Origin of the sequence: Streptomyces sp. NPDC087215 (assembly GCF_044744885.1) — a bacterium.
Classification (GTDB): Bacteria; Actinomycetota; Actinomycetes; order Streptomycetales; family Streptomycetaceae; genus Streptomyces.
Window position 1 is genome coordinate 105,426 of record NZ_JBIUZD010000005.1, and the last position, 21,859, is coordinate 127,284.

Annotated in this window: 24 protein-coding genes; 7 read left to right on the forward strand and 17 right to left on the reverse strand. The window is 72.3% G+C overall.

Annotated elements, in window-relative coordinates; all coding sequences use genetic code 11:
• Positions 1 to 49: 49 nt before the first annotated feature.
• The 7 genes from ACIO92_RS15845 to ACIO92_RS15875 form a co-directional block, all read right to left on the reverse strand.
• The gene (locus ACIO92_RS15845) at positions 50 to 265 is read right to left on the reverse strand and encodes an EF-hand domain-containing protein (protein WP_366442217.1); all 216 of its coding nucleotides are present in this window, start codon (positions 263 to 265) and stop codon (positions 50 to 52) included.
• Between the two features lie 125 nt (positions 266 to 390).
• Complete coding sequence (locus ACIO92_RS15850) at positions 391 to 1,584, reverse strand: YncE family protein (RefSeq protein ID WP_366442218.1); 1,194 nt, start codon at positions 1,582 to 1,584, stop codon at positions 391 to 393.
• Positions 1,584 to 2,357: a polysaccharide deacetylase family protein gene (locus tag ACIO92_RS15855; RefSeq protein WP_366442219.1), complete on the reverse strand. Its 774-nt coding sequence runs from the start codon at positions 2,355 to 2,357 to the stop codon at positions 1,584 to 1,586. The genes ACIO92_RS15850 and ACIO92_RS15855 overlap by 1 nt, the downstream gene beginning before the upstream one ends.
• 424 nt (positions 2,358 to 2,781) lie before the next feature.
• Positions 2,782 to 3,288 (reverse strand): ATP-binding protein, encoded by a 507-nt coding sequence (locus ACIO92_RS15860; protein WP_366442220.1) that lies wholly within the window; start codon positions 3,286 to 3,288, stop codon positions 2,782 to 2,784.
• A gap of 71 nt (positions 3,289 to 3,359) precedes the next feature.
• Positions 3,360 to 4,127 (reverse strand): enoyl-CoA hydratase/isomerase family protein, encoded by a 768-nt coding sequence (locus ACIO92_RS15865; RefSeq protein ID WP_402281788.1) that lies wholly within the window; start codon positions 4,125 to 4,127, stop codon positions 3,360 to 3,362.
• A gap of 117 nt (positions 4,128 to 4,244) precedes the next feature.
• A complete protein-coding gene (locus tag ACIO92_RS15870; protein ID WP_366442222.1) occupies positions 4,245 to 5,489 on the reverse strand; it encodes an Ig-like domain-containing protein in 1,245 nt (414 codons plus the stop codon).
• Positions 5,490 to 5,694: 205 nt separating this feature from the next.
• The gene (locus tag ACIO92_RS15875) at positions 5,695 to 6,933 is read right to left on the reverse strand and encodes an Ig-like domain-containing protein (protein WP_401237045.1); all 1,239 of its coding nucleotides are present in this window, start codon (positions 6,931 to 6,933) and stop codon (positions 5,695 to 5,697) included.
• A gap of 143 nt (positions 6,934 to 7,076) precedes the next feature.
• Between ACIO92_RS15875 and glgX the strand changes: the two genes are divergently transcribed.
• Positions 7,077 to 9,278, forward strand: coding sequence for a glycogen debranching protein GlgX (gene glgX, locus ACIO92_RS15880; protein WP_401237044.1), 2,202 nt, complete (start codon positions 7,077 to 7,079; stop codon positions 9,276 to 9,278).
• Positions 9,279 to 9,585: 307 nt separating this feature from the next.
• Here the strand turns inward: glgX and ACIO92_RS15885 are convergent, their stop codons facing one another.
• From ACIO92_RS15885 to ACIO92_RS15930, 10 genes are all read right to left on the reverse strand, one after another.
• A complete protein-coding gene (locus ACIO92_RS15885) occupies positions 9,586 to 10,233 on the reverse strand; it encodes a response regulator transcription factor (RefSeq protein ID WP_366442225.1) in 648 nt (215 codons plus the stop codon).
• Complete coding sequence (locus tag ACIO92_RS15890; RefSeq protein ID WP_402281785.1) at positions 10,230 to 11,531, reverse strand: sensor histidine kinase; 1,302 nt, start codon at positions 11,529 to 11,531, stop codon at positions 10,230 to 10,232. The genes ACIO92_RS15885 and ACIO92_RS15890 overlap by 4 nt, the downstream gene beginning before the upstream one ends.
• Positions 11,532 to 11,629: 98 nt before the next feature.
• Entirely contained in the window at positions 11,630 to 12,394 is a 765-nt protein-coding gene (locus ACIO92_RS15895; RefSeq protein WP_402281783.1) for an ABC transporter permease, read from the reverse strand.
• Positions 12,391 to 13,296, reverse strand: coding sequence for an ABC transporter ATP-binding protein (locus tag ACIO92_RS15900; RefSeq protein ID WP_402281781.1), 906 nt, complete (start codon positions 13,294 to 13,296; stop codon positions 12,391 to 12,393). Before ACIO92_RS15900 ends, ACIO92_RS15895 begins: the two co-directional genes overlap by 4 nt.
• A 171-nt stretch (positions 13,297 to 13,467) precedes the next feature.
• Complete coding sequence (locus ACIO92_RS15905; protein WP_401237042.1) at positions 13,468 to 14,610, reverse strand: methyltransferase domain-containing protein; 1,143 nt, start codon at positions 14,608 to 14,610, stop codon at positions 13,468 to 13,470.
• A gap of 25 nt (positions 14,611 to 14,635) precedes the next feature.
• The gene (locus ACIO92_RS15910) at positions 14,636 to 15,499 is read right to left on the reverse strand and encodes a radical SAM protein (protein ID WP_402281779.1); all 864 of its coding nucleotides are present in this window, start codon (positions 15,497 to 15,499) and stop codon (positions 14,636 to 14,638) included.
• Between the two features lie 202 nt (positions 15,500 to 15,701).
• Positions 15,702 to 16,145, reverse strand: a complete 444-nt coding sequence (locus tag ACIO92_RS15915) for an ATP-binding protein (protein ID WP_366442231.1) — start codon at positions 16,143 to 16,145, stop codon at positions 15,702 to 15,704.
• Complete coding sequence (locus ACIO92_RS15920) at positions 16,142 to 16,507, reverse strand: ATP-binding protein (RefSeq protein ID WP_351782269.1); 366 nt, start codon at positions 16,505 to 16,507, stop codon at positions 16,142 to 16,144. Before ACIO92_RS15920 ends, ACIO92_RS15915 begins: the two co-directional genes overlap by 4 nt.
• 540 nt (positions 16,508 to 17,047) lie before the next feature.
• A complete protein-coding gene (locus ACIO92_RS15925; protein WP_351782266.1) occupies positions 17,048 to 17,170 on the reverse strand; it encodes a hypothetical protein in 123 nt (40 codons plus the stop codon).
• On the reverse strand, positions 17,167 to 17,625 hold the full coding sequence (locus ACIO92_RS15930; protein WP_402281776.1) for a hypothetical protein: 459 nt from the start codon (positions 17,623 to 17,625) through the stop codon (positions 17,167 to 17,169). The genes ACIO92_RS15925 and ACIO92_RS15930 overlap by 4 nt, the downstream gene beginning before the upstream one ends.
• Positions 17,626 to 18,116: 491 nt before the next feature.
• On the opposite strand from ACIO92_RS15930, the gene ACIO92_RS15935 reads away from it, so the two are divergent.
• From ACIO92_RS15935 to ACIO92_RS15960, 6 genes are all read left to right on the forward strand, one after another.
• The gene (locus ACIO92_RS15935; RefSeq protein ID WP_402281774.1) at positions 18,117 to 18,947 is read left to right on the forward strand and encodes a helix-turn-helix domain-containing protein; all 831 of its coding nucleotides are present in this window, start codon (positions 18,117 to 18,119) and stop codon (positions 18,945 to 18,947) included.
• 3 nt (positions 18,948 to 18,950) lie between these two features.
• Positions 18,951 to 19,166 carry a DUF397 domain-containing protein gene (locus ACIO92_RS15940; protein WP_402281772.1) on the forward strand — a complete coding sequence of 72 codons (216 nt, stop codon included), beginning with the start codon at positions 18,951 to 18,953 and terminating at the stop codon, positions 19,164 to 19,166.
• 269 nt (positions 19,167 to 19,435) lie between these two features.
• Positions 19,436 to 19,996 (forward strand): hypothetical protein, encoded by a 561-nt coding sequence (locus ACIO92_RS15945; RefSeq protein WP_402281770.1) that lies wholly within the window; start codon positions 19,436 to 19,438, stop codon positions 19,994 to 19,996.
• A complete protein-coding gene (locus ACIO92_RS15950; protein ID WP_402281768.1) occupies positions 19,993 to 20,526 on the forward strand; it encodes a hypothetical protein in 534 nt (177 codons plus the stop codon). The genes ACIO92_RS15945 and ACIO92_RS15950 overlap by 4 nt, the downstream gene beginning before the upstream one ends.
• 105 nt (positions 20,527 to 20,631) lie before the next feature.
• Positions 20,632 to 20,838 (forward strand): DUF397 domain-containing protein, encoded by a 207-nt coding sequence (locus ACIO92_RS15955; protein WP_402281766.1) that lies wholly within the window; start codon positions 20,632 to 20,634, stop codon positions 20,836 to 20,838.
• A gap of 145 nt (positions 20,839 to 20,983) precedes the next feature.
• On the forward strand, positions 20,984 to 21,805 hold the full coding sequence (locus ACIO92_RS15960) for a phosphotransferase family protein (protein WP_402281764.1): 822 nt from the start codon (positions 20,984 to 20,986) through the stop codon (positions 21,803 to 21,805).
• The last annotated feature ends 54 nt before the right edge of the window (positions 21,806 to 21,859 follow it).

Consider the following 21,859-nt stretch of genomic DNA (forward strand, 5'->3'; position numbering starts at 1 on the left):
CCCGGACGGGCGGCAACTCAGCGCCGCGCCGCCCGCCGGGGCGATGGGGTCAGGCCTTGTCGAGGCTGCCCCAGAACTCGTCCCAGGAGAGCCTGCCGTCGCCGTTGCCGTCACGCTGCTTGATGAGGGCCTCGGCGACCGTCTCGGTGACGTGGAAGTCGCCCAGCTGCGCCATGACGCTCTTGTACTCCGCGGCGGTGATGTAGCCGTCCCCGTCCACGTCGTACCGGTTGAATGCCGTGCGTGCCGACTCGATGTCCGCCACTGCTTCCGCCCCTTCTTGGTGCTTCTCTGACGGGGTCAGATTAACGGGCCGGTCGGGGCCGGATGAGGGGGGTGGGGCCGCCGCGGCCCCACCCCCGGGCGCCCGCGCGCTCCGGTCGGGTCCGGTCAGCGGAAGATGCCGGTGTGGCCGAGCGAGTAGCGGCCCGGCTGCGGGTAGACGGCGAGTCCGTGGGGGCCGCTGCCGACGGGGATGCGGGCCAGCTGCCTGCCGCTGGTGGTGTCGATGGCGTACACCTCGGAGTCGTAGCGGCCGGAGAGCCACAGGACCTTGCCGTCGGCGGAGACGCCGCCCATGTCGGGGGATCCGCCGTCGGGCAGCCGCCACTTCTTGGTGAGCTCGTTCCTGGTGAAGTCGAAGACGGAGACGGAGCCCTCGCCCCGGTTGGAGACGTACATCTCGCGGGAGTCCCGGCCGACGTAGAGGCCGTGGCAGCCCTTGCCGGTGGGCAGCAGGGTGGGGGTGGTGAACTTCTCGCCGTCGAGGACCCACATGCCGTTGGCCATCATGTCGGCGACGTAGAAGGTCTTGCCGTCCGGGGAGATCTTCACGTCCTGCGGCATGGCGCCCTGGAAGGGGAGTTTCTGCTGGCCCACGACCCGCATCTTCTGGGTGTCGACCTTGAGGAGTTCGCCGGAGAACTCGCAGGAGACGACGAAGTAGCGGCCGTCGGCGGAGAAGTCGGCGTGGTTGACGCCGTAGCAGCTGACCGGGACGGTCTTCTTCCGTTCCATGGTGTGCGGGTCACGGAAGACGAGTTCGCGGTCCATGCTGGCCATCACGACCGCGTACCGGCCGTCGGGCGTGAAGTAGAGGTTGTACGGGTCGTGGACCTCGACGGGCTTGCCCGCCTTGCCGGTGGCGGGGTCGATGGGGGTGAGGGTGTGGCCCCGGTTGTTGTTGACCCAGAGGGTCTTCAGGTCCCAGGAGGGCACGACGTGCTGGGGCTGTTTGCCGACGGGGATGGTCTCGACGACCTGGTAGGTGGCCGGGTCGATGACGGAGACGGTGTTGGAGGCGGTGTTGGGGACGTACACCCGGGAGGGGAAGTCCTTGACGACCGGGGAGAGCCGGTCTGGCCGGTCGGCGGCGTAGACGTCCTCGGGGTCCAGGAGCGGGGGCATCCCCGGCAGTCCCGGCGGGACGGCGGGCCGCTGCGCGACGGGGGCTTCGGCCCTTCTGACGGGGGCGGCGCCGTTGCCGGTGTCGCCGCCGCCGCAGCCCGCGAGGGCGGTGAGGAGGGCGGCGGTGAGGAGGGTCCCGGTCCGCCGTGCGAGGTGTCTCCGCGTGGGATGTGCCATCAGGTCAGCAGCTCCGTGGTGGTGACCGCGCGCAGTCCGCGGCGGTCGAGGTCGGCGAGGAGGAGGGGCAGCGCGGCGGCGGTGTCGGGATAGCCGAAGTGCAGGCTGACGACGGACCCGGCGCGGACCGTCCCGGTGACGTTGCGGACGACGGCGGCGGCGCCGGGCGAGGTGAAGTCGAGCGAGTCGACGTCGTACGAGAGGACGTGCGGGTATCCGGCCCGGCGGGCGGCGCGCACCACGGCGGGGGCGGCGTGCTGGGTGCGGGAGGGCCGGAACCAGGTGCCGACGGAGCCGGTGAGGCGGCGGAGCCGGTCGGCGCAGGCGGCGATCTCGGCGTGGGCCTGCTCCTCGGTCATGTCGTTGACGTCGATGTGGTGCTGGGTGTGGTTGCCGAGGTCGTGGCCGCCGTCGAGGACGCGGCGGGCGAGCTCGGGGTGGGCGTCGAGCCAGCTGCCGACGGCGAGGACGGTGACGCGGGCACCGGCCTTCTCGGCCTGGGCGAGGAGGGTGCGGGCGAGGGCGGGGTCGCCCTGGCCGTGGAAGGTGAGGGCGACGCGGGGCCGGTCGCGGGGGCCGTGGGCGATCTCGACGGGCTGTCCGGGGAGGCGCCGGGGCGCGGGGGCGGCGGGGAGGGCGGCTTCGGGGGCGGGGCGCCGGACGGCGGCGGGCGCGGCGGGGCGGGGGTCCGTGCCGCAGGCGGTGGCGAGGGCTCCCGCGAGGGCGGCGGCCGCTCCCGCCCTGAGGACTCCTCGGCGGTCGGTCGGCTTCACGCGACCATTTAAGGGTGAAAGAGACCGTTTGGTGAAGATTAGGCCAATCAAGGACGTTTGCGAGTCCAGAAGAGGCGTCCACTATGCGGACAAGGCCGGGAAACAATCAATGAACCGCATATTCATTCACCGTTTGCAAGGCAGGTGCCACACGTCACCAACGATTTACCGTCTAACTATCCCGGTTTCGCCCAGTTTGCCCCACTAAAGACTTTTGGCGAGGTGACCCCTTGTCTGTCATAGTCGGAGCCACGACCCCCTTGACCCGGGCCAGGTCGACAGAGCGGCCGTGGATACACCCCCCCGTCCACGGCGCATCACACGGAAGCCCCCACCGCCTCACCACGGCGCACGGGGGCTTCCGTGCGTGCGGGGGGGCGGCCGACGGGTGCCGGGGCCTCCGCGCGCGGGACGGCCGACCCGCTCAGGGGCGGTCGGCGACCCTCATCTCGAACCAGGTCGTCTTGCCCCGGGGCGCCAGGTCCACGCCCCAGCGGTCCGAGAGCTTGTCCACCAGGAAGAGGCCCCGCCCGCTGGTGTCCAGTTCGTGCACCGGCATCAGACAGGGCAGTCCCCGCGAGGGGTCGCGCACCTCCACCCTGATCCAGCCGCGCCGCCGCTGGAGCCGTAACGCGAAGACCCGGGCGCCGGTGTGCCGCACCGCGTTCCCCACCAGCTCGGAGACGAGCAGCACCGCGTGCTCCGCGATCTGCGGGCCCAGCGACCACTCCCGCAGCACCACGTGCCGGGTGAGCCGCCGGGCCACCCACGCGGACTCCGGACGGGACGGGAGGCGCACATCCTCGTCGGCCGGGTTGCCGTACAACTCCACTACGTGAGCGGCCTGTTCGTCGTCCGCGGCCGATGACCACCGCGCTGCGGCGGCGCTCGCGCGCTGCCACGGTTGTTCCCTGCCCTCCAGGCCCGCCATGCCCCCCATCATGGCCGCACCGGCGCGTCCGCGGGGGCCGTTCCCGTGGATCGGCCCCCGCGGACCGGCCGTCAGACGAACTTCGCCTTCCCCGGGCCCTCCTCGACGAAGCTGCGCATCCCGCGCTCCCGGTCCTCGGTCGCGAACAGCGCGGCGAACCAGGTCCGCTCGATGGCGAGACCGGTGTCGATGTCGGCCTCCAGACCCTGGTCGACCGCCTCCTTCGCGGCGCGCAGCGCGACCGCGGGACCCCGCGCGAGCCGGGCGGCCCACGCGTGCGCCTGCTCGTACACCTCGGCCGCCGGAACGACCCGGTCGACCAGACCGAGCGTCAGCGCCTCGTCCGCCTTCACCATCCGGCCGGTGAAGATGAGGTCCTTCGCCCGGGAGGGGCCGATCAGCCGGGAGAGCCGCTGGGTGCCGCCCGCGCCCGGGATCAGGCCGAGCAGGATCTCCGGCTGGCCCAGCCTGGCGTCGTCGGCGGCGATCCGGTAGTCCGCGCAGAGCGCCAGCTCACAGCCGCCGCCCAGGGCGTAGCCGGTGACGGCGGCGACGACCGGCTTGGGGATGCGGGCGACGGCGGTGAAGGCGTCCTGGAGGGCGCGGGACCGCTTGACCATGGCCACGTGATCCATGACCTGCATCTCCTTGATGTCCGCGCCCGCCGCGAACACCTTCTCCCCGCCGTACAGGACCACCGCGCGCACGTCGTCGCGGTCGGTCGCCTCCCGGGCCAGCTCGCGCAGCCGGTCCTGGGTGGCGACGTCCAGGGCGTTCATCGGAGGGCGGGAGAGCCGGATCGTGCCGACGCCTTCGGCGACTTCGAGGTTCACAGTCATGGGAGGAAGGTTAGTGGCCGTTAACGGCCGGGGGCCCGGTGCTGTTGCTCACAGCACCGGGCCCCCGGCCGGGCGCGCACGCCCCGCGCGACCGACGTACGCGATCGCGCGACCGCCCTACGCGATCCACTCCGACCACGGCATGTTCCAGCCGTTGAGGCCGTTGTCCGGCTGGATCTGCTTGTCCTTGGAGTTCTTCACGACGATCACGTCACCGATGAGCGAACGGTCGTAGAACCAGGCGGCGGCCATCGAGCCGTCGCCCCCGCCCCGGACGTCCCGGAGGCCGACGCAGCCGTGGCTCACGTTGGAGGAACCGAAGGTGCCCGCCGGGGCCCAGTAGTTGCCGTGCACGAAGGTGCCCGAGGTGGACAGGCGCATCGCGTGCGGCACGTCCTTGATGTCGTACTCGCCGCCGAAACCGACCGTGGCGCCGTTCATCCGGGTCACCTTGTACTTCTCGCTGATGACCATCTGACCGTTGTACGTGGTCGTGGACGGGGCGCCCGCGGTGATCGGGATAGTCCTGATGACCTTGCCGTCGCGCTCGACCTTCATCGTCTTGGCGCTCGCGTCGACCGTGGAGACCTGACGGCGGCCGACGGTGAAGGTGACCGTCTTCTTCTGCTTGCCGTAGACGCCGGGGCGGCCCTCGACGCCGTCCAGGTTCAGGTGCACGGTCACCTTGGTGCCCGCGGCCCAGTACTGCTCCGGGCGGAAGTCGAGCCGGTCGTTGCCGAACCAGTGGCCCTCGATCGGCACGGACGGGACGGCCGTCACCTTGATGGCCTTCTCGACGGCCTCCGGGTCGGTGATGCCCCGGGTGAAGTTGATGGAGACCGGCATCCCGACGCCGACGGTCGAACCGTCCTCCGGCGTGTAGTGGCCGATGAAGGTGTTCTTCGGGACCAGGGTGGTGAAGGTGGTGTCCTTCGCGGACTCACGGCCCGCGGAGTCCTTCGCCACGGCGTGGACCTTGTACTGGGTGCCGCCCGACAGGTGCGCGACCGGCGACCAACTGGCGCCGTCCGCCGCGATCCTGCCCTCGATCGCGGTGCCCTTGGAATCGGCGACCGTGACCGTGCTCAGCTTGCCCTGGCTCGCGGTGACCTTCAGGACCCCGCTGGTGGCGACCGAGTCGGCGCCGTCCTTCGGCAGGATCGTCACCACCGCCTCCGAGGCCGTGTTCTCCTGCTGTGCGCCGCCCCGCGCCGCCGGGGCCTTGCCCCCGTCGGCGGCCGTCCCCCCACCGCCGCAGGCGGTGAGCAGCACCAGCAGCGCCCCCGCCGTCAGGGCCTTCAGACGAACGCCCCCGCGCCGTCCGGCCCGCACCGATGCCCCCGATATCGGCTGCCCGTTCACTGTGGTTGTCTCCCCTCGCAGGGCCCGGTCACGTCACGGGCCCACCCCCGGTGCGCTCGACCCGCGCACCAGCGGTAAGACAATCACACCGCAGGACACGAAAGATCCTCGTCAATGTCACCGTTCCGTCCCGATCGACCGGTGCGGAAGGCCGCCCGCGCCGGGCGGTGCGGGCGGTGCGGGGCGTGCGAAGGGGGAGACGGGGTCAGCGCAGCGCGGAGCCCGCCCGCCAGGCCTTCCACTCCATGTTCCAGCCGCCGAGGCCGTTGTCCGCGGCGACCGTCCGGTCCCGCGAGTTGACCACCTCCACCACGTCCCCGATGAGCGTCCGGTCGAAGAACCAGCCCCCGGGGGCGTCCGCGCTGCCGCCCTTCTCGTCGCGCAGCCCCACACAGCCGTGGCTGACGTTGGCCGAGCCGAAGGTGTCCGCCGAGGCCCAGTAGTTGCCGTGCAGGAAGGTCCCCGAATCGGTGAGCCGCATCGCGTGCGGCACGTCCTTGATGTCGTACTCGCCGCCGAAACCGACCGTGCGCCCGTCCATCCGCGTCACGTCGTACAGCTCGGTGACCACCATCTTCCCGTTGTACGTGGTGGTCTTCGGGGCGCCCGCCGTGATCGGCAGGGTCGCCAGGACCTCACCGTCCCGCCGGACCTCCATCGTGTGCGCGGCGGCGTCCACCAGGGACACCTGGGAGCGGCCCACGGTGAAGCCGACCGTCTTGCGCTGGATGCCGTACACCCCGGGCGCCCCCTCGACGTCCCGGAGGCCCAGCTCGACGGTGACCCGGGTGCCGGGCCGCCAGTAGGTGGCGGGCCGGAAGTCCAGCCGCTCCTTGCCGAACCAGTGGCCGACGATCTCCACCGGCGGGTCCGAGGTGATCCGGACGGCCCGCTCGACCTCGGCCCGGTTCACGATCGGCAGGCTGAAACCGAAGGAGACGATCATGCCGGTGCCCACCGTGGACCGGTTCTCCGGCTTGAAGTAGCCGATGAACCGGCTCTCGGGCACCACCGTCGTGAAGGTGGTGTGGCGGGCCGAGCGCCGCCCGTGCGCGTCCAGCGCGACCGCGTCCACGGTGTACTTGGCGGCCAGCGCGAGCCGGGTGTCCGGCCGGGGCAGCCAGCGCAGCCCGTCGGCGGAGATCTCCCCGGCGACCTCGGCCCGCAGCCCGTCCTCGACCTGAGCCACCTTCACCCGTTCGAGCCGCCCGCTGTCGATCCGCACCTCCACCGGGCCCTCGGCCGGCACCTCCCGCCCGCCGTCCTCCGGGCTCACCCGGATGACGTCACCGGGGGCCCGCTGGGCGCCCGGCAGACCGATGCCGAAGCCACCGCCGCCGTCCGCCCCCGTACAGCCCGCGAGGCCCGCCACCAGTCCCGCCACCGCGAGGGCGCGCCCCGCCCGCTTCCATAGACATGTCACGTGCGGCCCAACGACCGCCACCCTCCGGGGGAAACGTGCGTACGGGTCATGTTGGGAGGACGGCCGTGCGGGCAGAACAGGGGGAGGACCGCCCGGAGGGGCGGCGGCCGGGACGCCGCCGCTCCCCCGGGCACGGGCCCGACGAGCCGCGGGAGGCCGGGACGGTGGCGAGCGCAGCCGAGCAGGAAGCGTTACGGGGACGGGCCGGGGAGCGGCCCGCGCCACCGGTGTGGCCGGGGGCGCCGACCCCGCTGGGCGCCCGCTGCCGGACCGGCCCCGACGGCGTCCCCGGCACCAACTTCGCCCTGTGGGCGGGCGGCGCGGAGGCAGTCGAGCTGTGTCTGTTCGACCCGGACGGCACCGAGCGGCGGCTGCCGCTGACCGAACTGACCCATGAGATCTGGCACGGCTTCGTGCCCGGGACCGGCGCCGGGCAGCGGTACGGCTACCGGGTGCACGGCCGCTGGGACCCGTGGACCGGGGCCCGCTGGAACCCGGCGAAACTGCTCCTCGACCCGTACGCGCGGGCCGTCGACGGCGACTTCACGCTGCCGCCCGAGGTGTACGGGCACGTCCGGGACTGGCCGCACCAGCACGTCGCCGACACCGTCCGCGACGAGCGGGACTCGGGGCCGTACGTCCCCAAGGGGGTCGTCGTCCATGACGACGACGACTGGTCCGACGACCGCAGGCCCAAGACGCCCTGGCAGGACTCCGTCATCTACGAGCTGCACGTCAAGGGCTTCACCCGGCTCCACCCCGGCGTCCCCGAGCAGCTGCGGGGCAGTTACGCGGGGCTGGCCCATCCGGCGGCGGTCGAGCACCTCGTCCGGCTCGGGGTGACGGCGGTGGAACTGCTCCCGGTGCACCAGTTCGCCCACGAGGACCATCTGCTGCGGCGCGGGCTGCGCAACCACTGGGGCTACAACTCGATCGGCTACTTCGCCCCGCACGCGGGCTACTCGTCGTCCGGGACGGGCGGGCAGCAGGTCGGCGAGTTCAAGCGGATGGTGCGGGCGCTGCACGCCGCCGGGATCGAGGTGATCCTGGACGTCGTCTACAACCACACGGCGGAGGCGGGCGAACTCGGCCCGACCCTCTCCCTCAAGGGCATCGACAACCGGGGCTACTACCGGCTCCAGGACGACGCCCGCCGGTACGCCGACTACACCGGCTGCGGGAACACCCTGCACGTGGTGCGCCCGCAGGTGCTCCGGCTCATCACCGACTCCCTGCGGTACTGGGTGACCGAGATGGGCGTCGACGGCTTCCGCTTCGACCTGGCGGCGGCGCTCGCCCGCTCCATGCACGACGTCGACATGCTGTCCCCGTTCCTCGCGGTCGTCGCGCAGGACCCGGTGCTCCGCCGGGTCAAGCTGATCGCCGAACCGTGGGACGTCGGCAGCGGCGGCTACCAGGTCGGGGCCTTCCCGCCGCTGTGGACCGAGTGGAACGACCGCTACCGGGACGCCGTACGGGACTTCTGGCGGGGCGCGCTGCCCGATGTGCGGGACCTCGGCTACCGGCTCTCCGGCTCCAGCGACCTGTACGCCTGGGGCGGGCGCCGCCCGTACGCCTCCGTCAACTTCGTCACCGCCCACGACGGCTTCACGCTGCGGGACCTCGTCACGTACGAGCGCAAGCACAACGAGGCCAACGGCGAGGGCAACCGGGACGGCACCCACGACAACCGGTCGTGGAACTGCGGCACGGAGGGCGAGACCGACGACCCCGGGACCAACGCGCTGCGGCTGCGGCAGCAGCGCAACCTGCTCACCACCCTGCTGCTCTCCACCGGGGTGCCGATGCTGGTCGCCGGGGACGAGATGGGCCGCACCCAGGGCGGCAACAACAACGCGTACTGCCAGGACAACGAGACCGGCTGGGTCGACTGGACCCTCCCCGAGGACCCCGGCCGGGCCCAGCTCCTGGCCCTGGCCCGGCGGCTCCTCGCCCTGCGCCACCGGCATCCGGTGCTGCGCCGCCGGGCTTTCTTCTCCGGCCGTCCGCAGGGCGCGGACGGGCTGCGGGACCTCGCCTGGTTCACCGCCGGGGGCACCGAGATGACCGACGCCGACTGGTACGCGCCCACGGCGACGCTCGGCCTCTATCTGTCGGGCCGGGACATACCGGGCCGGGACGAGCGGGGCGAGCAGGTGATCGACGACAGTTTCCTCGCCGTCCTCCACGCGGGCCCCCGCCCGCTGGACTTCCGGCTGCCGGGAGCGCCGTGGGCGCGGACGTACGCGCTGGTCGTGGACACCGGGCGGGAGGACCAGTCCGGGGCGCCGGGCACCCGTCACGCGGGCGGCTCGGTCCTGGCGGTGGGGGCGCGGTCGGTGGTGCTGCTGCGGGTCGAGGACTAGGGCGTGCCAGACGTCGCCGGGCGGGACTTTCGGGACACGGCCTACGCCCGTCCGGCCACCGCGGCGCGACGGCGGTGGCCGGACGGGGCGGGTGTCGTCCCCTGCGGGCCGGGGCGCGGTCCGCACGGGGCACCCGTGCCACCGGGCCGCCCTGACACCCCCGTGCGGCGGTCCCGCGTGTGCGAACAGTGTCGGTCCGCGCCCCCGCCCCTGTCCTTGACCCACGGCGCACGACTCCTTGACTCTCCGTGCGGGGTCACGGCGGGCGGGCCGTGAGTCGTGGGCGGGGGAGGTGGCGGGCCGGGGGTCAGGAGCCTCCCAGGATGCCCCGGTCGTATCCGGCGGCCACCGCCGCCGCCCGGTCCTTCACTCCCAACTTGCCGTAGATGTGGGTGAGGTGGGTCTTGACGGTGGCCTCGCTGATGAACAGCTCGGCGGCGATGGCCCGGTTGGCGGTGCCCCGGGCGACGAGTGCGAGGATCTCGCGCTCGCGGGCGGAGAGCGCGGCTCCGCCGGCCGGGGCGGCGGGCGTCCGGACGGCGGTCACCAGGCGGGAGGCGACGGCCGGGGAGAGGACGGTACGGCCTTCGGCGGCGGCCCGTACGGCTCCGAACAGCTCCTCGCGCGGGGCGTCCTTGAGGAGGTAGCCGGTGGCGCCCGCCTCGATCGCCGGGAGCGTGTCGGTGTCCGTGTCGTACGTGGTGAGGACGAGGACCCGGGATCTGGCGCCCCGGCGGCCCAGTTCGGCGATGGCGTCGACACCGCCGCCGCCCGGCATCCGCAGGTCCATGAGGACCACGTCCGGGTCGAGGGCCAGGGCGAGCGTGACGCCCTCGACCCCGTCGGCGGCCTCGCCGAGGACCCGGAAGCCGGAGCCGGGCGCGGCGAACATGCCGCGCAGCCCGTCCCGTACGACGGGGTGGTCGTCGACGATCAGCAGGGTGATGTCCGTCATGGCAGGGCCAACGGTACGCGGGCGGAGATCGCGGTGCCCTCGCCGGGGGCGGCCTCGACGGTGACGGAGCCCGCGAGCCGCACGGCCCTGGCCCTCATGCCGTCGAGGCCGAAGCCGCCGCCGAACCGGCCGCCGGGGCCGGTGCGTCCGGGCCCGGCGCCCGGGTCGAAGCCCCGGCCGTCGTCCCGTACGTCGAGGGTGATCTCGTCGTCCATGTAGGAGAGGGTGACTCCGGCGCGGGCGGCGCCGGAGTGCCGGGCCGCGTTGGACAGGGCCTCCTGTGCGATCCGCAGCAGGGTGGCGGCGACCTCCTCGTGCAGCGGGAGTTCGGTGCCGGTGACGGTGAACCTGGTCCGGACGCCGGTCCGTTCGGCCCAGTCGGCGACCGTCTTGCGCAGCGCGTCGGGCAGGGTGTCGTGTTCCAGGGCGGCCGGGCTCAGGTTCTGCACGGAGCGGCGGGCCTCCCCCAGGCTGTGCCGGGCGAGGTCGGCGGCCCGCCGCAGGTGGACCTCGGAGGCCTCCGGCCCCGAGGTGGCCTGGGCGGCCTGGAGCTGGGTGACGATCCCGGTGAGTCCCTGGGCGATGGTGTCGTGGATCTCGGCGGCGAGCCTGCGCCGTTCGTCGGCGATCCCGGCCTCCCGGGCCTGGAGGAGGAGCTGGGCCTGGAGCGCCGCGTTCTCGGCGAGGGCCTGTTCGAGCCGCCCGTTGGCGAGGGCGAGGGCGTCGATGGTCGCGATCCGCTCGGCGGCCTTCTCGTCCTCCTTCTCGCTGAGGTGGGCGAAGACCACGACGAGGCAGGCGTTCAGCCCGAACAGGCCGCCGAAGGCGACCCATTGGACCGGGGAGCCGGGCGGCAGCCCGCCGGACTGCGAACCGGCCATGGTGACGGCGGTGACCAGGAGCCCGGCGTGGCCGAGCCGCCGGGGCAACAGGTGCATGGCGTCGAAGTAGCCGAGGCAGGCGTAGATCGCGAAGAACGGGTTGCACCAGGTGAGGACGAAGGCGAGGGCGGTCCGCAGCAGGAAGTAGCCGGTGGCGCCGGGCGCGGCGGCGGGCAGCCTGACCCGGTCGCCCGGGGTCCCGGCCGCCCCCCGCCGGGCGGCCGTCCGGCGGGTGTGCAGGCCCCAGAGCAGCTGGAGCAGCACCGCCGCCGCGACCAGCGGCCCGGTCAGGGCGGGTCCCGAACCGCCGCCGAAGAGCGGCGCGGTCGCCGCGGCGATGGCGGCGGCGACCGCGAGGAGCGCGTACGGCCCCCAGCGGAAGAACAGCAGCCAGAGGCCCACGGTGTCGGTCGGCACGGTGGCGGTCCCCCTCGTCCCGGGCGGTGTCCGCCGTACGGTCCCGGCGGGACCCGCGGGGCGCGCCGCCGTTCCTTCCGCGCGCGCCGCGCACGCGGTCACTGCCAGCGGAACCAGCGCACCGAGGCGCCGGTCAGCACCGCCGTCCACACCAGCATCACGGCGAGCGCCGCGAGGCCGGGCCAGCCGCCCGCCCCCGCCGTGTCCAGGGCCTCGGACGCGGCGCCGTACGGGCTGAACCGGACGATCTGCTGGAGGGTATCGGGCATGGCCTGGACCGGCACCCACACTCCGGCCGTGAACATGGTGGGGAAGAAGACGAGCGTGCCGACGGCGGTGGCCGTCTTCTGGGTGCGGGAGACCGCGCACACGGCGGAGCCGAGGGCGAGACCGACCGCGACGGCGAGGAGCAGGGCGAGGGCGTAGCCGACCGGGTTGCCGGGCAGGGCGACGCCGAAGGCGAGCCGCCCGACCGTGATCACGACCGCGGCGGACACCAGCGCGGCGGCGCCGTGCAGGACGAGCTGGGCGGTGAGGAGGGTCCCGGCGCGGACGGGGGTGGTGGACATCCGGCGCAGGATGCCGCGTTCCCGGTATCCGGCGAGGACCGGGGGCATGGCCTGGAGGCCGGACATGACGACGGCGAAGAGGACGGCGACGGGGACGTAGACGTCGATGGTCCGGCGTCCGCCGAGGTCGGCGCTGGCCTCCCGGAAGGAGGGGATCAGGCCGAGGATCGCGAGGAGGATCGTCGGCGAGGCCATCACCCAGAACAGGGAGCCGGGTTCGCGGGTGAAGAGCCGGGTCTCGGTCCGCAGGACGGCGGCGGTGGCGGAGCGGGGCGGGGCGGTGGAGGTGCTCATCGGTGGTCGGTCCCTGTCAGGTCGAGGTAGGCGTCGTCGAGGCTGGCGTCGCTGACCCGGAGCTGTCCGGCGGTGACGCCCCGGCGGGCGAGGAGGGAGACGAAGGCGGTGACGGTCTCCTCGGTGCCGCCGAGGACGGTCCGGCCGTCGGTGTTCGTCAGGAAGACGGCTCCGGGCAGGGCGCGCAGGTCCGCCGGGTCGAGCGGGGTGTCGGCGGCGAAGGAGATGGCCTTGGCGGCGGTGGCGCGTCCGATCAGCCCCTCGGGGGTGTCGAGGGCGGCGATCCGGCCGCTGTCGAGGAGGGCGATCCGGTCGCAGAGCCGCTGGGCCTCCTCCATGAAGTGGGTGACGAGGAGGACGGTGACGCCGCCGTCCCTGATGGACTCGACGAGTTCCCAGACCTCGCGGCGGGCGCGCGGGTCGAGGCCGGTGGTGAGTTCGTCGAGGACGACGACACGGGGGTCGCCGATGAGGGCGAGGGCGACGAACAGCCGCTGCTTCTGGCCGCCGGAGAGCCGGGCGAACCGGGTGCCGAGGTGCGGGAGGAGGCCGAGGCGTTCGGCGAGGGCGTGCCGGTCGGCGGGCCTGGGGTAGAAGGAGGCGTAGAGGTCGAGCGCCTCGCGGACGGTCAGTCTGGGCTGGAGCTCGCTCTCCTGGAGCTGCACGCCGAGGACCCGGGTGAGGTCCGCGCGCCGGGCGGCGGGGTCGAGCCCGCAGACCCGGACGAGCCCCTCGTCGGGGGCCCGCAGCCCTTCGACGCACTCCACGGTGGTGGTCTTCCCGGCCCCGTTGGGCCCGAGGATCCCGAAGACCTCCCCCTCCCCCACCTCGAACGACACCCCGTCGACGACCCTCAGGCCGCCGTACGTCTTGCGCAGTCCCCGTACTTCGATCGCGTTCATGCCGACCACTTTTCCGGGCCGCCGCTCCCCGGACCATCGGCCATCACGCTCGGAACGGCATCAGCCGATCGGTTGAGGGGGGGGGGTACGACTTCGGGGGCGGGGGGCCATGAAGACGGCGGGGGCCGCGCCCTGGGCCTACAGCGTGGCCTTGGGGGGGCGCCCCTGGGCCTACAGCGTGGCCGTCCATCCACCCTGGGACAGGGTGGTCGTCCCGTCGGGCGTGATGGTGGCGCGAGCGCCGTACACGGGCAGTTGTCCGAGCCAGTTGAGGCGGTCGAGGATGTCCTCCAGGGTGTCCCACAGGCGGCGGGGGCCGCCCTGGTGGACGGTGGGGGCTTCCCTGGGGGCGGTGGCGTGGGCGCGGGCCCATGAGCCGTCGGGGTGGGTCATCCAGACGGTGTGGCTCCGGTCCGGGTGCCATCGGTGGCGGTGCTCGATGCCGGGGGTGTCGAGCTGGAGCATGGAGCGGATGCTCCAGGTCTCCGGTACGAACACGAGCAGGTGGCGGCTCGCGCTCACCTCGCCGTCGCCGTTCTTCGCCTCTGCCCAGACGGAGGCCGGGACCGTCTCCTCGTAGTCGTCGCCGTGGCGGGGGGCCATGAAGGAGGCCGACTCGTAGGAGGTCCGCCCCAGGGCGCCGCCGTCGGGGGTCTTGTCGGCGTAGAGGATCAGGCCGGTGCCGGTGATCGTGGTGACCAGCCGGCCGCCGGGACGCAGGGCCCGGAGCCAGGCGGCCGGGATCGTCGGCACGGACACGGTGGACACGATCCGGTCGTACTCGCCGGGGAGCGGCCCCCGGGTGAGGTCGCAGACGGCGGTCTCGGGACGGTGCCCGATGGAGGCGAGCCGATCGGTGGCGGAGGCGACGAGGCGGGGGTCGATGTCGACGCTCGTCACCAGGCCGGAGCCGAGGCGGTGGCAGGCCAGGGCGGTGCCGTAGCCGGTACCGGTCGTCACCAGCGTGCGGGAGCCGTCGACGAGCTCCGCGTGCTTGTACATGTCGAGGACCAGCGTCGGCAGCGTCGAGGACGACGTCGACGCTCCGGAGGTGACGACGGTGCCGGGTTCGGCGTCGTCGGCGTGCAGGGCCCCGACCCGCGTCACCAGCGTGGTGTCGCCGTACGCGGCGGCGAGCCACGCGTCGGGGTCGGCCGCGCCGTCGCGAACCACCCGGCCTCCGGCCTCCTGGTCCCTCTCGTACCAGCGGGGCACGAACGTGTGCCGGGGCGTGACGGCGACGGCCTGCCCCCACGGGCAGTCCGGCCGCGCGACCTCTGCGGCCAGACGGCGCGCGTGGTCCTTCCAGTCCATGATCACTCCTCGTTGTCGGTGGCCGTCAGCCCATCGGCCCGCAGGAGCCGCCCCCGGACGAACTGTCGTCCGACGGCCCGCAGTCCGGCCCGCACGGGTCGGCCGAGTCCCGGAGCGGCACACTCGCCCTGGCCTGCGCCCACGCCGGGCCGGACAGCACCGACGCGAGTGTCCTCCGCCCGCCCCGGACGTTGCCCCCGGTCAGGAAGCGCCCGAGCTCGCAGACGGACACCTGACCGTCGGGCAGGACGGCCGCCTTCCCGTCGCCGCACCGCCCGCACAGCGACGAGGGGGACGGCAGGAGGCCGCCTGCGGCACGCCCGACCGCGCGGACCCTGTCGACGGTGGCCACCACTCCGAGCCGCTCCATCTCGGCGCGAGCCTGCTCGACTCTCTGGCCGTTCCCGTGGTCGACGATGGCGACCCGCGTCTTCACGCCCCGGCGTCCGGCCTCGACGATGGAGGCGCGTGTCGCCGCGTGGGACCCGTTCCGGCCGGTGATCGCGTCATGCTCGGCGGCGGTGTCGCTGTGGTAGGTGGTCGCCACGCTCACCCGCGGGTGCTCGAAGAGCGGCCAGTGCTCGGCGCGGACCCTGTAGAGGTTGGAGTGGATCCGGACGGCCAGGCCGACGCGCAGCGCGTGCTCGACGAGTTCGGTGAAGTCCGGGTGGAGGGTGGGCTCGCCGCCGATGAACTGGACGGTCCGGGTCCCGAGGACGACGGCCTCGTCGATGATCCGGTGCCAGTCCCGCGCGGTCATGTCGCCGTGGCCCTGGGCCGGGCCCGCTTCGGCGTAGCACTGTCCGGGACAGGTGAGCTGGCAGCGGGAGGTGAGTTCCAGCGAGAGGAACTTCAGGGAGGTGGTGGGGTGTTCGGCCAGAACGGTCATCGGGTGCTCCTTCGTGGTGCCGCCCCAGCATGTCGGCCCGGGGCGGAGGGTGCGGGCGGAACCGTCTTACTGACGGGCTGGCGTGAAAGCACCGTCTTCCGGCTGGCGGAGGAGTGTGTCGCACGGTCGCCGGGCCGTACGGAGCAGCCGGGTCCGGCAGGCCCGTCGGTGTGGCTGACGAGCCGGTCGGTGGTCCGCGTGCTCACGGGTCCACCGGTCCCGGTCGCATCGTGGCGCGGACCGTCTTGCCCCCGTGCTCGGGGTCGCGGGACCAGGTGACGACGGCGCCGAGCCGCTTCGCGCCCCACAGTCCGCGCCCGTACTCTCCTGCGGCGGCCCTGTCGAAGCCGGGGAACTCCGGGGTCGGGTCGGTGACGTCGATGTGGAGCAGGTGGGTCTCGGTGACGCGCAGCCGGACCGTGATCCCGCGCTTCGCGTGGTCCGGGTCTCCGGGGACGACGCCGTGCCGCAGCGCGTTGCGGACCAGGACGTACAGCACGTTCACGGCGGAGACCTGGTTGCCGCACCAGCCCAGGAGGGTGAGCCGCGTACGGGCCCGGATGGTGGCGTTCAGGGCGGAGGGGTCGGCGGGCAGCCGCATCACGGCCTCGCGCCGGACGCTTGCCACGTCGGAGGCGGAGGTCACGTCGTGGCCCCTTCGGTCAGAGAGAGGACGAACCAGGTCGTGCCGCCGTCCGGACTGACGCCCCAGGAGGTGGACAGGGCGTCGACGAGGAAGAGGCCACGGCCGTTCTCGGCGTCGGGCCCCGGACGGCGTGGCACCGGGACGGCGGCCGAGCCGTCGGTGACGGCGACCCCGAGGTACCTGGTACGGAGGTGGATGCGGACGGCGACGCTCGGGCCGTCGCCGTGCTGCAACGCGTTCGTCACCAGTTCGGTGAGCAGCAGCTCCGCCGTGTCCGTCACGTGGGCGCACTGCCAGTGCCGAAGGGTGGCCCGCAGGATCCGGCGAGCCCTTCCCGGCTGGAGGGCGTCCGTCCTGGACATCTGCCCGGACTCCGGATCCGGACGTCGGGCAAACGTGACGTGCTTGAAGGACGGTCGGACGCTGGAGACACGGCCCGGCAGGACCACGGGTTTCCGTTCACGAGTGTCAGCGATCTGACGTGACGCCATAATCGGCCTCGGCTCAACTCAGGGGGATGGGGCGGGAGATAGGGGCCTCGGCACTGACTCTTCCGATCAGGAAGGACGTACCGGGGACGGGCCGCGTCGACGCCCGCTCCTGTGCGTCAGGGGAATGGCGGGCGGTCGCGGTGTTCACGGGGCGGAGCCCCGTCGCAGGCATCTGACTCGGTACCGGGCCGGGGGCGGATCGTCAGGCCGGTCCAGGTGACCGGCGCGTCCGGGATCCCTCGATGGCGTCATGGACGCGCCGGAGACTGGCGGCCGAGGACCGGTCGTCGAGTGTTCCCGACGCGTCGGACTCGGACCGCTCGGGAAGCCGGTCGGCCGCGCGTTCCACGTATCCAGCGGTTCACGGCGGGGCAGGGGAATGCCGTCATCAGGGGGACGGGTCCTCACGGCTCAGTTGGCGTGCATCAGCAGGGCGACGACGAGCGCCCACACGGAGACAACGAGGAGCACCTGCGCGAGGGCCTGCGTCCGGCTCCAGCCGCGACGGGGCTTCCCCGTACGCGTCCATCTCATCGATCCGGCGAACAGGGAGAACCCGTCTCGGCGTGGCCGGCCTCGGGTCTCAGCAGAGCCGTGACGCACAGGCGTTCGCACGCGAATCGCAGCTCGGTCTCGTACTCGGCAGGGTCCTGGCTGATGTGGGACCTGTCCGGGATCAGAACCCCGTCGACGTAGCCCTCGTGCTGGAGTTTCCGGGCGCGGAGCCAGCCCGGGGACTGCTGCGGCGCGAGCGGCCCGCAGTCGTCGTGGATCTCGTGCCCGACTTTCCACCCCTGGCGGGCGGCCTCCAGGCGCAGCGGCTCGAACCACGACTCCGGGTCGACGCCGGGCATCGTCCGTACGTACAGGGCGAGGCGACGGCGGCGGGCCGGGGCGTCCGCCAACACAGCCTGGTTGCACTGCTTGCGTCGCCGCTGGAGGCGTAACAGCTCCTCGGCGGAGACCTGAATGGTGGTGCTCTGACTCATGACGCCTCGACTCAACTCGGCGGGGATGAGGGGGGGTGCCACCCCAGAAACCCGTGACAGTCCTGGGGCGGCAGCAGGACCACCGGCGATGTGTCTCGGCACGCCGGGCGGCCCGTTCTCCTGGGTGGAAGCGCCTGGACGCAAAGGTCCAGACGGAAGGCAATACGAGCGATTCATGATCGACAACCAGGGCACGAGCGCACGCCCATGCCAGCCCGTCGGGAGCTGATGCTCGTCACGTTGCCTTCCACAACCACCTTGCTCCATGGAACAGTTGGCCCGCAACCTCCGTATGGAAATTCCATATAGAACGGCATATGCCAATAGCCGTGGCCTAGGCTTTGCAGGGGAGACTCAAGGTGAAACACTCAGGGCTCTCACCCAAAACCGGTGGACTCTCCGCAGGCTCCACCGGACCCGGGCCCAAAACTGCTGCAACTGCACGAGGGGAACGGAAAGTGGCGGCACCTACTGGACCGACGGTCCGACGAATGCGGCTCGGCATCGAGCTGGCGGCCCTGCGTAAGCAACAAGGGTTGACCGTCGACCAGGTGGTTGACGGTCTGGACATCTCCGGATCGCAGTACCGCCGGGCGGAGAACGCGACCGGCGCCCTGCGGAAGAACTCCGACCTGGTGGCGGTGCTGGGTCGGCTCGGTGTCACCGAGGAAGCGGACGTCAACTTCCTGCTGGACATCCACAAGGGCAGCCTCCGGCGCGGCTGGTGGTCCGGCTTCTGGCGCACCATGCCGTCGGGCATGGCCTTCTACGTCGGACTGGAAGACGGCGCCGTGTCACTCCGGTGCTGGCACCCGACGCTCATCTTCGGACTGCTCCAGACCGAGGCATACGCACGTGCTCTCATCGAGTTGGAAAAGCCAGTCGCCGAGACGAACACGGAGACCGTCGAGCGTGGCGCGGAGGTCCGTGTCCAGCGCAAGCAGGTCCTCACCCGCGAGGAACCGCTGGTACTGCGGGTGATCCTTGCCGAAGCCGCCCTGCGCAACGTCGTGGGCAGCGCGGATGTGATGCGGGAGCAGTACGAAGAAATCATTCGACTGAACAGGCTCGACCACGTCAGCATCCAGATACTGCCGTCGAAGGCCCCGACCTACCGTTGTGCCTACGACTTCACCCTCATGCAGTTTCCCGACCCCCTGCCGCCCGTGGCCCAGATGGACATGATTGACGGCGGGTCGAACATCACGGACAAGCAGGCCGACGTCTGGCAGTTTTCCCGCAGGTTTGAAGCCCTGCGGGATGGCGCTCTTCCCGTCGGGGAGACGCCGAACTTCCTGAAACAACTATCCCGAGAGATCTGAAACATGGCCCCCACCTCCCTGGACCTTGCCCCTGCTGGAGCCTGGTTCAAGTCCTCCTTCAGCGGCGGCAGCGGCAACAACTGCGTCGAGGTCGCCCACCTCGCCGAGCATGGTGCGGTCGGCACCCGGGACTCCAAGCAGGACAACGGCCCGGCCTTCGTCACCTCCGGTGGCGCCTGGTCGACGTTCGTCACCTCCGTCGCCAACGACACCATCTGACACCCACGCACGACAGAGGCCTCGTTTCCCCCGCGCCGAGCGAGGGGGAGGCGGGGCCTCGTGTACGGCCGGGCCGACAGCGGACCGTGAAAGAACCCTGGCCCGCCGCGCACCGGGCCCCCGTCGCAAGCCCCCTCGCCCTGCGGTAGTCCCGGAAGACAAGTTGTCTCCGAGAGCCCCCGTACGGGTGACGCCACGATCCGCAGGGCGTACGGGCGGCTGCCGGTCGCTATCGTCGGCGTCCCGTCCGCGCCCTCAGGGGGACGCCCATGGCCTTTCCGCAGGTCTCCGTACTCACCGCCGCCACCGTGCTCGCGCTCGCCACGGCGAACGCTCCGTACGCCACAGCGGCGGCGGCGCCTGGCGCCGCCGCGTGCGTACCCGGAAAGTCCGAGACCCGGGGGCACTCAGCCGTCGACGACCTGGAGATCCGGTTCACCGAGGCGTCCAGGTACGACGCCCTCCGGAAGTACGCGATCTCCGAGTGGAACAAGCTCCGGAAGATCGACATCGCGCCGGACTCGGCGACCACGGTCAACGACCTGGAGTTCCGCGACTACACCAGCAAGACCGACGGCCACGGCGGCTACTACGAACACCGTGGCGGCGTCGCCGCCACCGACTACATCTACCTGAACACGCACTTCCTGGACACCGTCTACGGCGCCGAGCCGAAGTTCCGGCAGAACATCGTCGTCCACGAGCTGGGCCACGCCCTCGGCCTGTGCCACAGGGCCGACACCGTCGACACGGTCATGCGCCAGGGTTTCAGCCCCAAGAACGTCCCGACCCCGGTCGACAAGGCCAACTACTCGAAGTTGTGGGGATGATGAACCGCACCCTCTTGCTGTCCCTCGCCGGGGCCGTCGTGCTCTCGGGCTCGGCCGCCGCGTACGGGATGCTCGACGACGACACCGTCACCGTGTCCGCCTCGTGCGTGCCGGTCATGGACAACGACCGCGACCGCGCCGGCCTCGCTGGAGCCATCGCCGTCGTCACCGTGGAGAAGACCATCGAGGTCACCACCCACCCCGACTACCACGAAGCGCTCTCCCGGGTCCGGGTCGACGAGAACCTGAAGGGCACGCTGCCCTCATCCGTGGACGTCACCGAGAACGTCGACATCGCTCCGAACGGCACCCTCGTGTCGGCCGCCGACTACAAGGCCGCGCTCCAGCCCGGCCACCGGTACGTCATCGCGGTCTACGGAGAGCCTGAGGCAACCCCGGACGCATGGCTGTCGACGGCCGCCGACGGCGCCGCGCTCGACACCGTCCGTGCGCACTGGAAGGACGCCATCGCCCACCAGAACCCGCCCCGCTCCAACGCGAAGTGCACCTCCGACGTCATCGTGAAGTAGCGGCGCCCCGGGGCCGCCGGGTGGCCGGAACCGCCCTCTACCTGGCAGGGCGGTCCGTACTCCACCATGGTTCGTTCCGCTGGTCGTACGACAGGAGAACCCGGCATGACGCACCCCGAGAAGCCGCTGACCTGGTTCAAGTCCTCCTACAGCGGCGGCAACGAAGGGCAGTGCGTGGAGGTCGCCGACGCCCGTATGGCCCACGCCACCGTCGGCGTCCGGGACTCGAAGGACCTCGGTGGCCTGGCGCTGTGGCTCCGGCCCGTCGCGTTCACCACGTTCGTCACCGCCATCGCCGACGGCACGGTCTGACCCGCGTGGCGGTCCTCGCGCGCAAGCCCGCGCCCCGGCAGTCGACGAAGCCCCCGCCGGGCCGCCCGTCGACCGACCCGCCCACACGGCCGGATAAGAATCCTCCCTTCCCACCGAACGACCCCGGGAAGCCCAGGCCGGGAACATGAACGCACGCGTCGACCGGGTTCCGTTCGAGGAACTTCCCGAGGCCACCCGGCGGGCCGTCGCCAACCGGATCGGGGAAGACAGTCCACGGGTCGAGGTGGAGAACGGCACCGCCTCCGCGCTCGCCTCCTGGTTCTGGCCGTCCTCAGGCGACGGAATGGTGTTCGTCAAGGGCCTGCCGCTGGACCACGAGCGGATCGGCGAACTGGAGACCGAGGCCGCCGTCAACCCCTTCCTGCCCCCCAGCGCCCCGAAGGTGCTGTGGCGGCAGGAGGCGGGCGGCTGGCTCCTGCTCTGCTTCGAGGGCCTCCAGGCGTCGGCCTGGACGTACTTCGGCGACGACGGCGACCACCTCGCATCGGTCGCCGCCGTCCTGCACGAGCTGAGCCTGCTCCCCGCGCCGGAGCCGGTACGGCGCACGGCGTGGGAGCGGTGGGGCGAGTACTGCGCCCCCGCCGACGAGCCGCTCCTGACGGGCGACCGGCTCGTGCACTCCGACCCGGCCGCCTCCAACTTCATGACCCAGCGCGACGGCCGCGTACGGATGATCGACTGGGCGTGGGCGATGCGCGGACCCGCCTGGACCGACGCGGCCCTGTGGGGGTTCCGGCTCGTCCTGGACGGCGAGCAGACCGTCGAGCAGGCCGCCCGCTGGTGCGCCCGCGTCCCCGCGTTCGCCGAGGCACCCCGGGAGGCCGTGGTGATCCTCACCGAGGCCGAGGCCCGGTCCTGGGAGGCATGGCAGACGTACGGGACGACCGGCCTGGACCACACCGTGGCGGCGGCCAGGGCGTGGGCCGACCACTGGCAGACGCCGTAGCCGCAGCGGTCAGCGGTCAGCGGTGGAAGAGAAGTCGTCTCCCGAAGTCGGTCG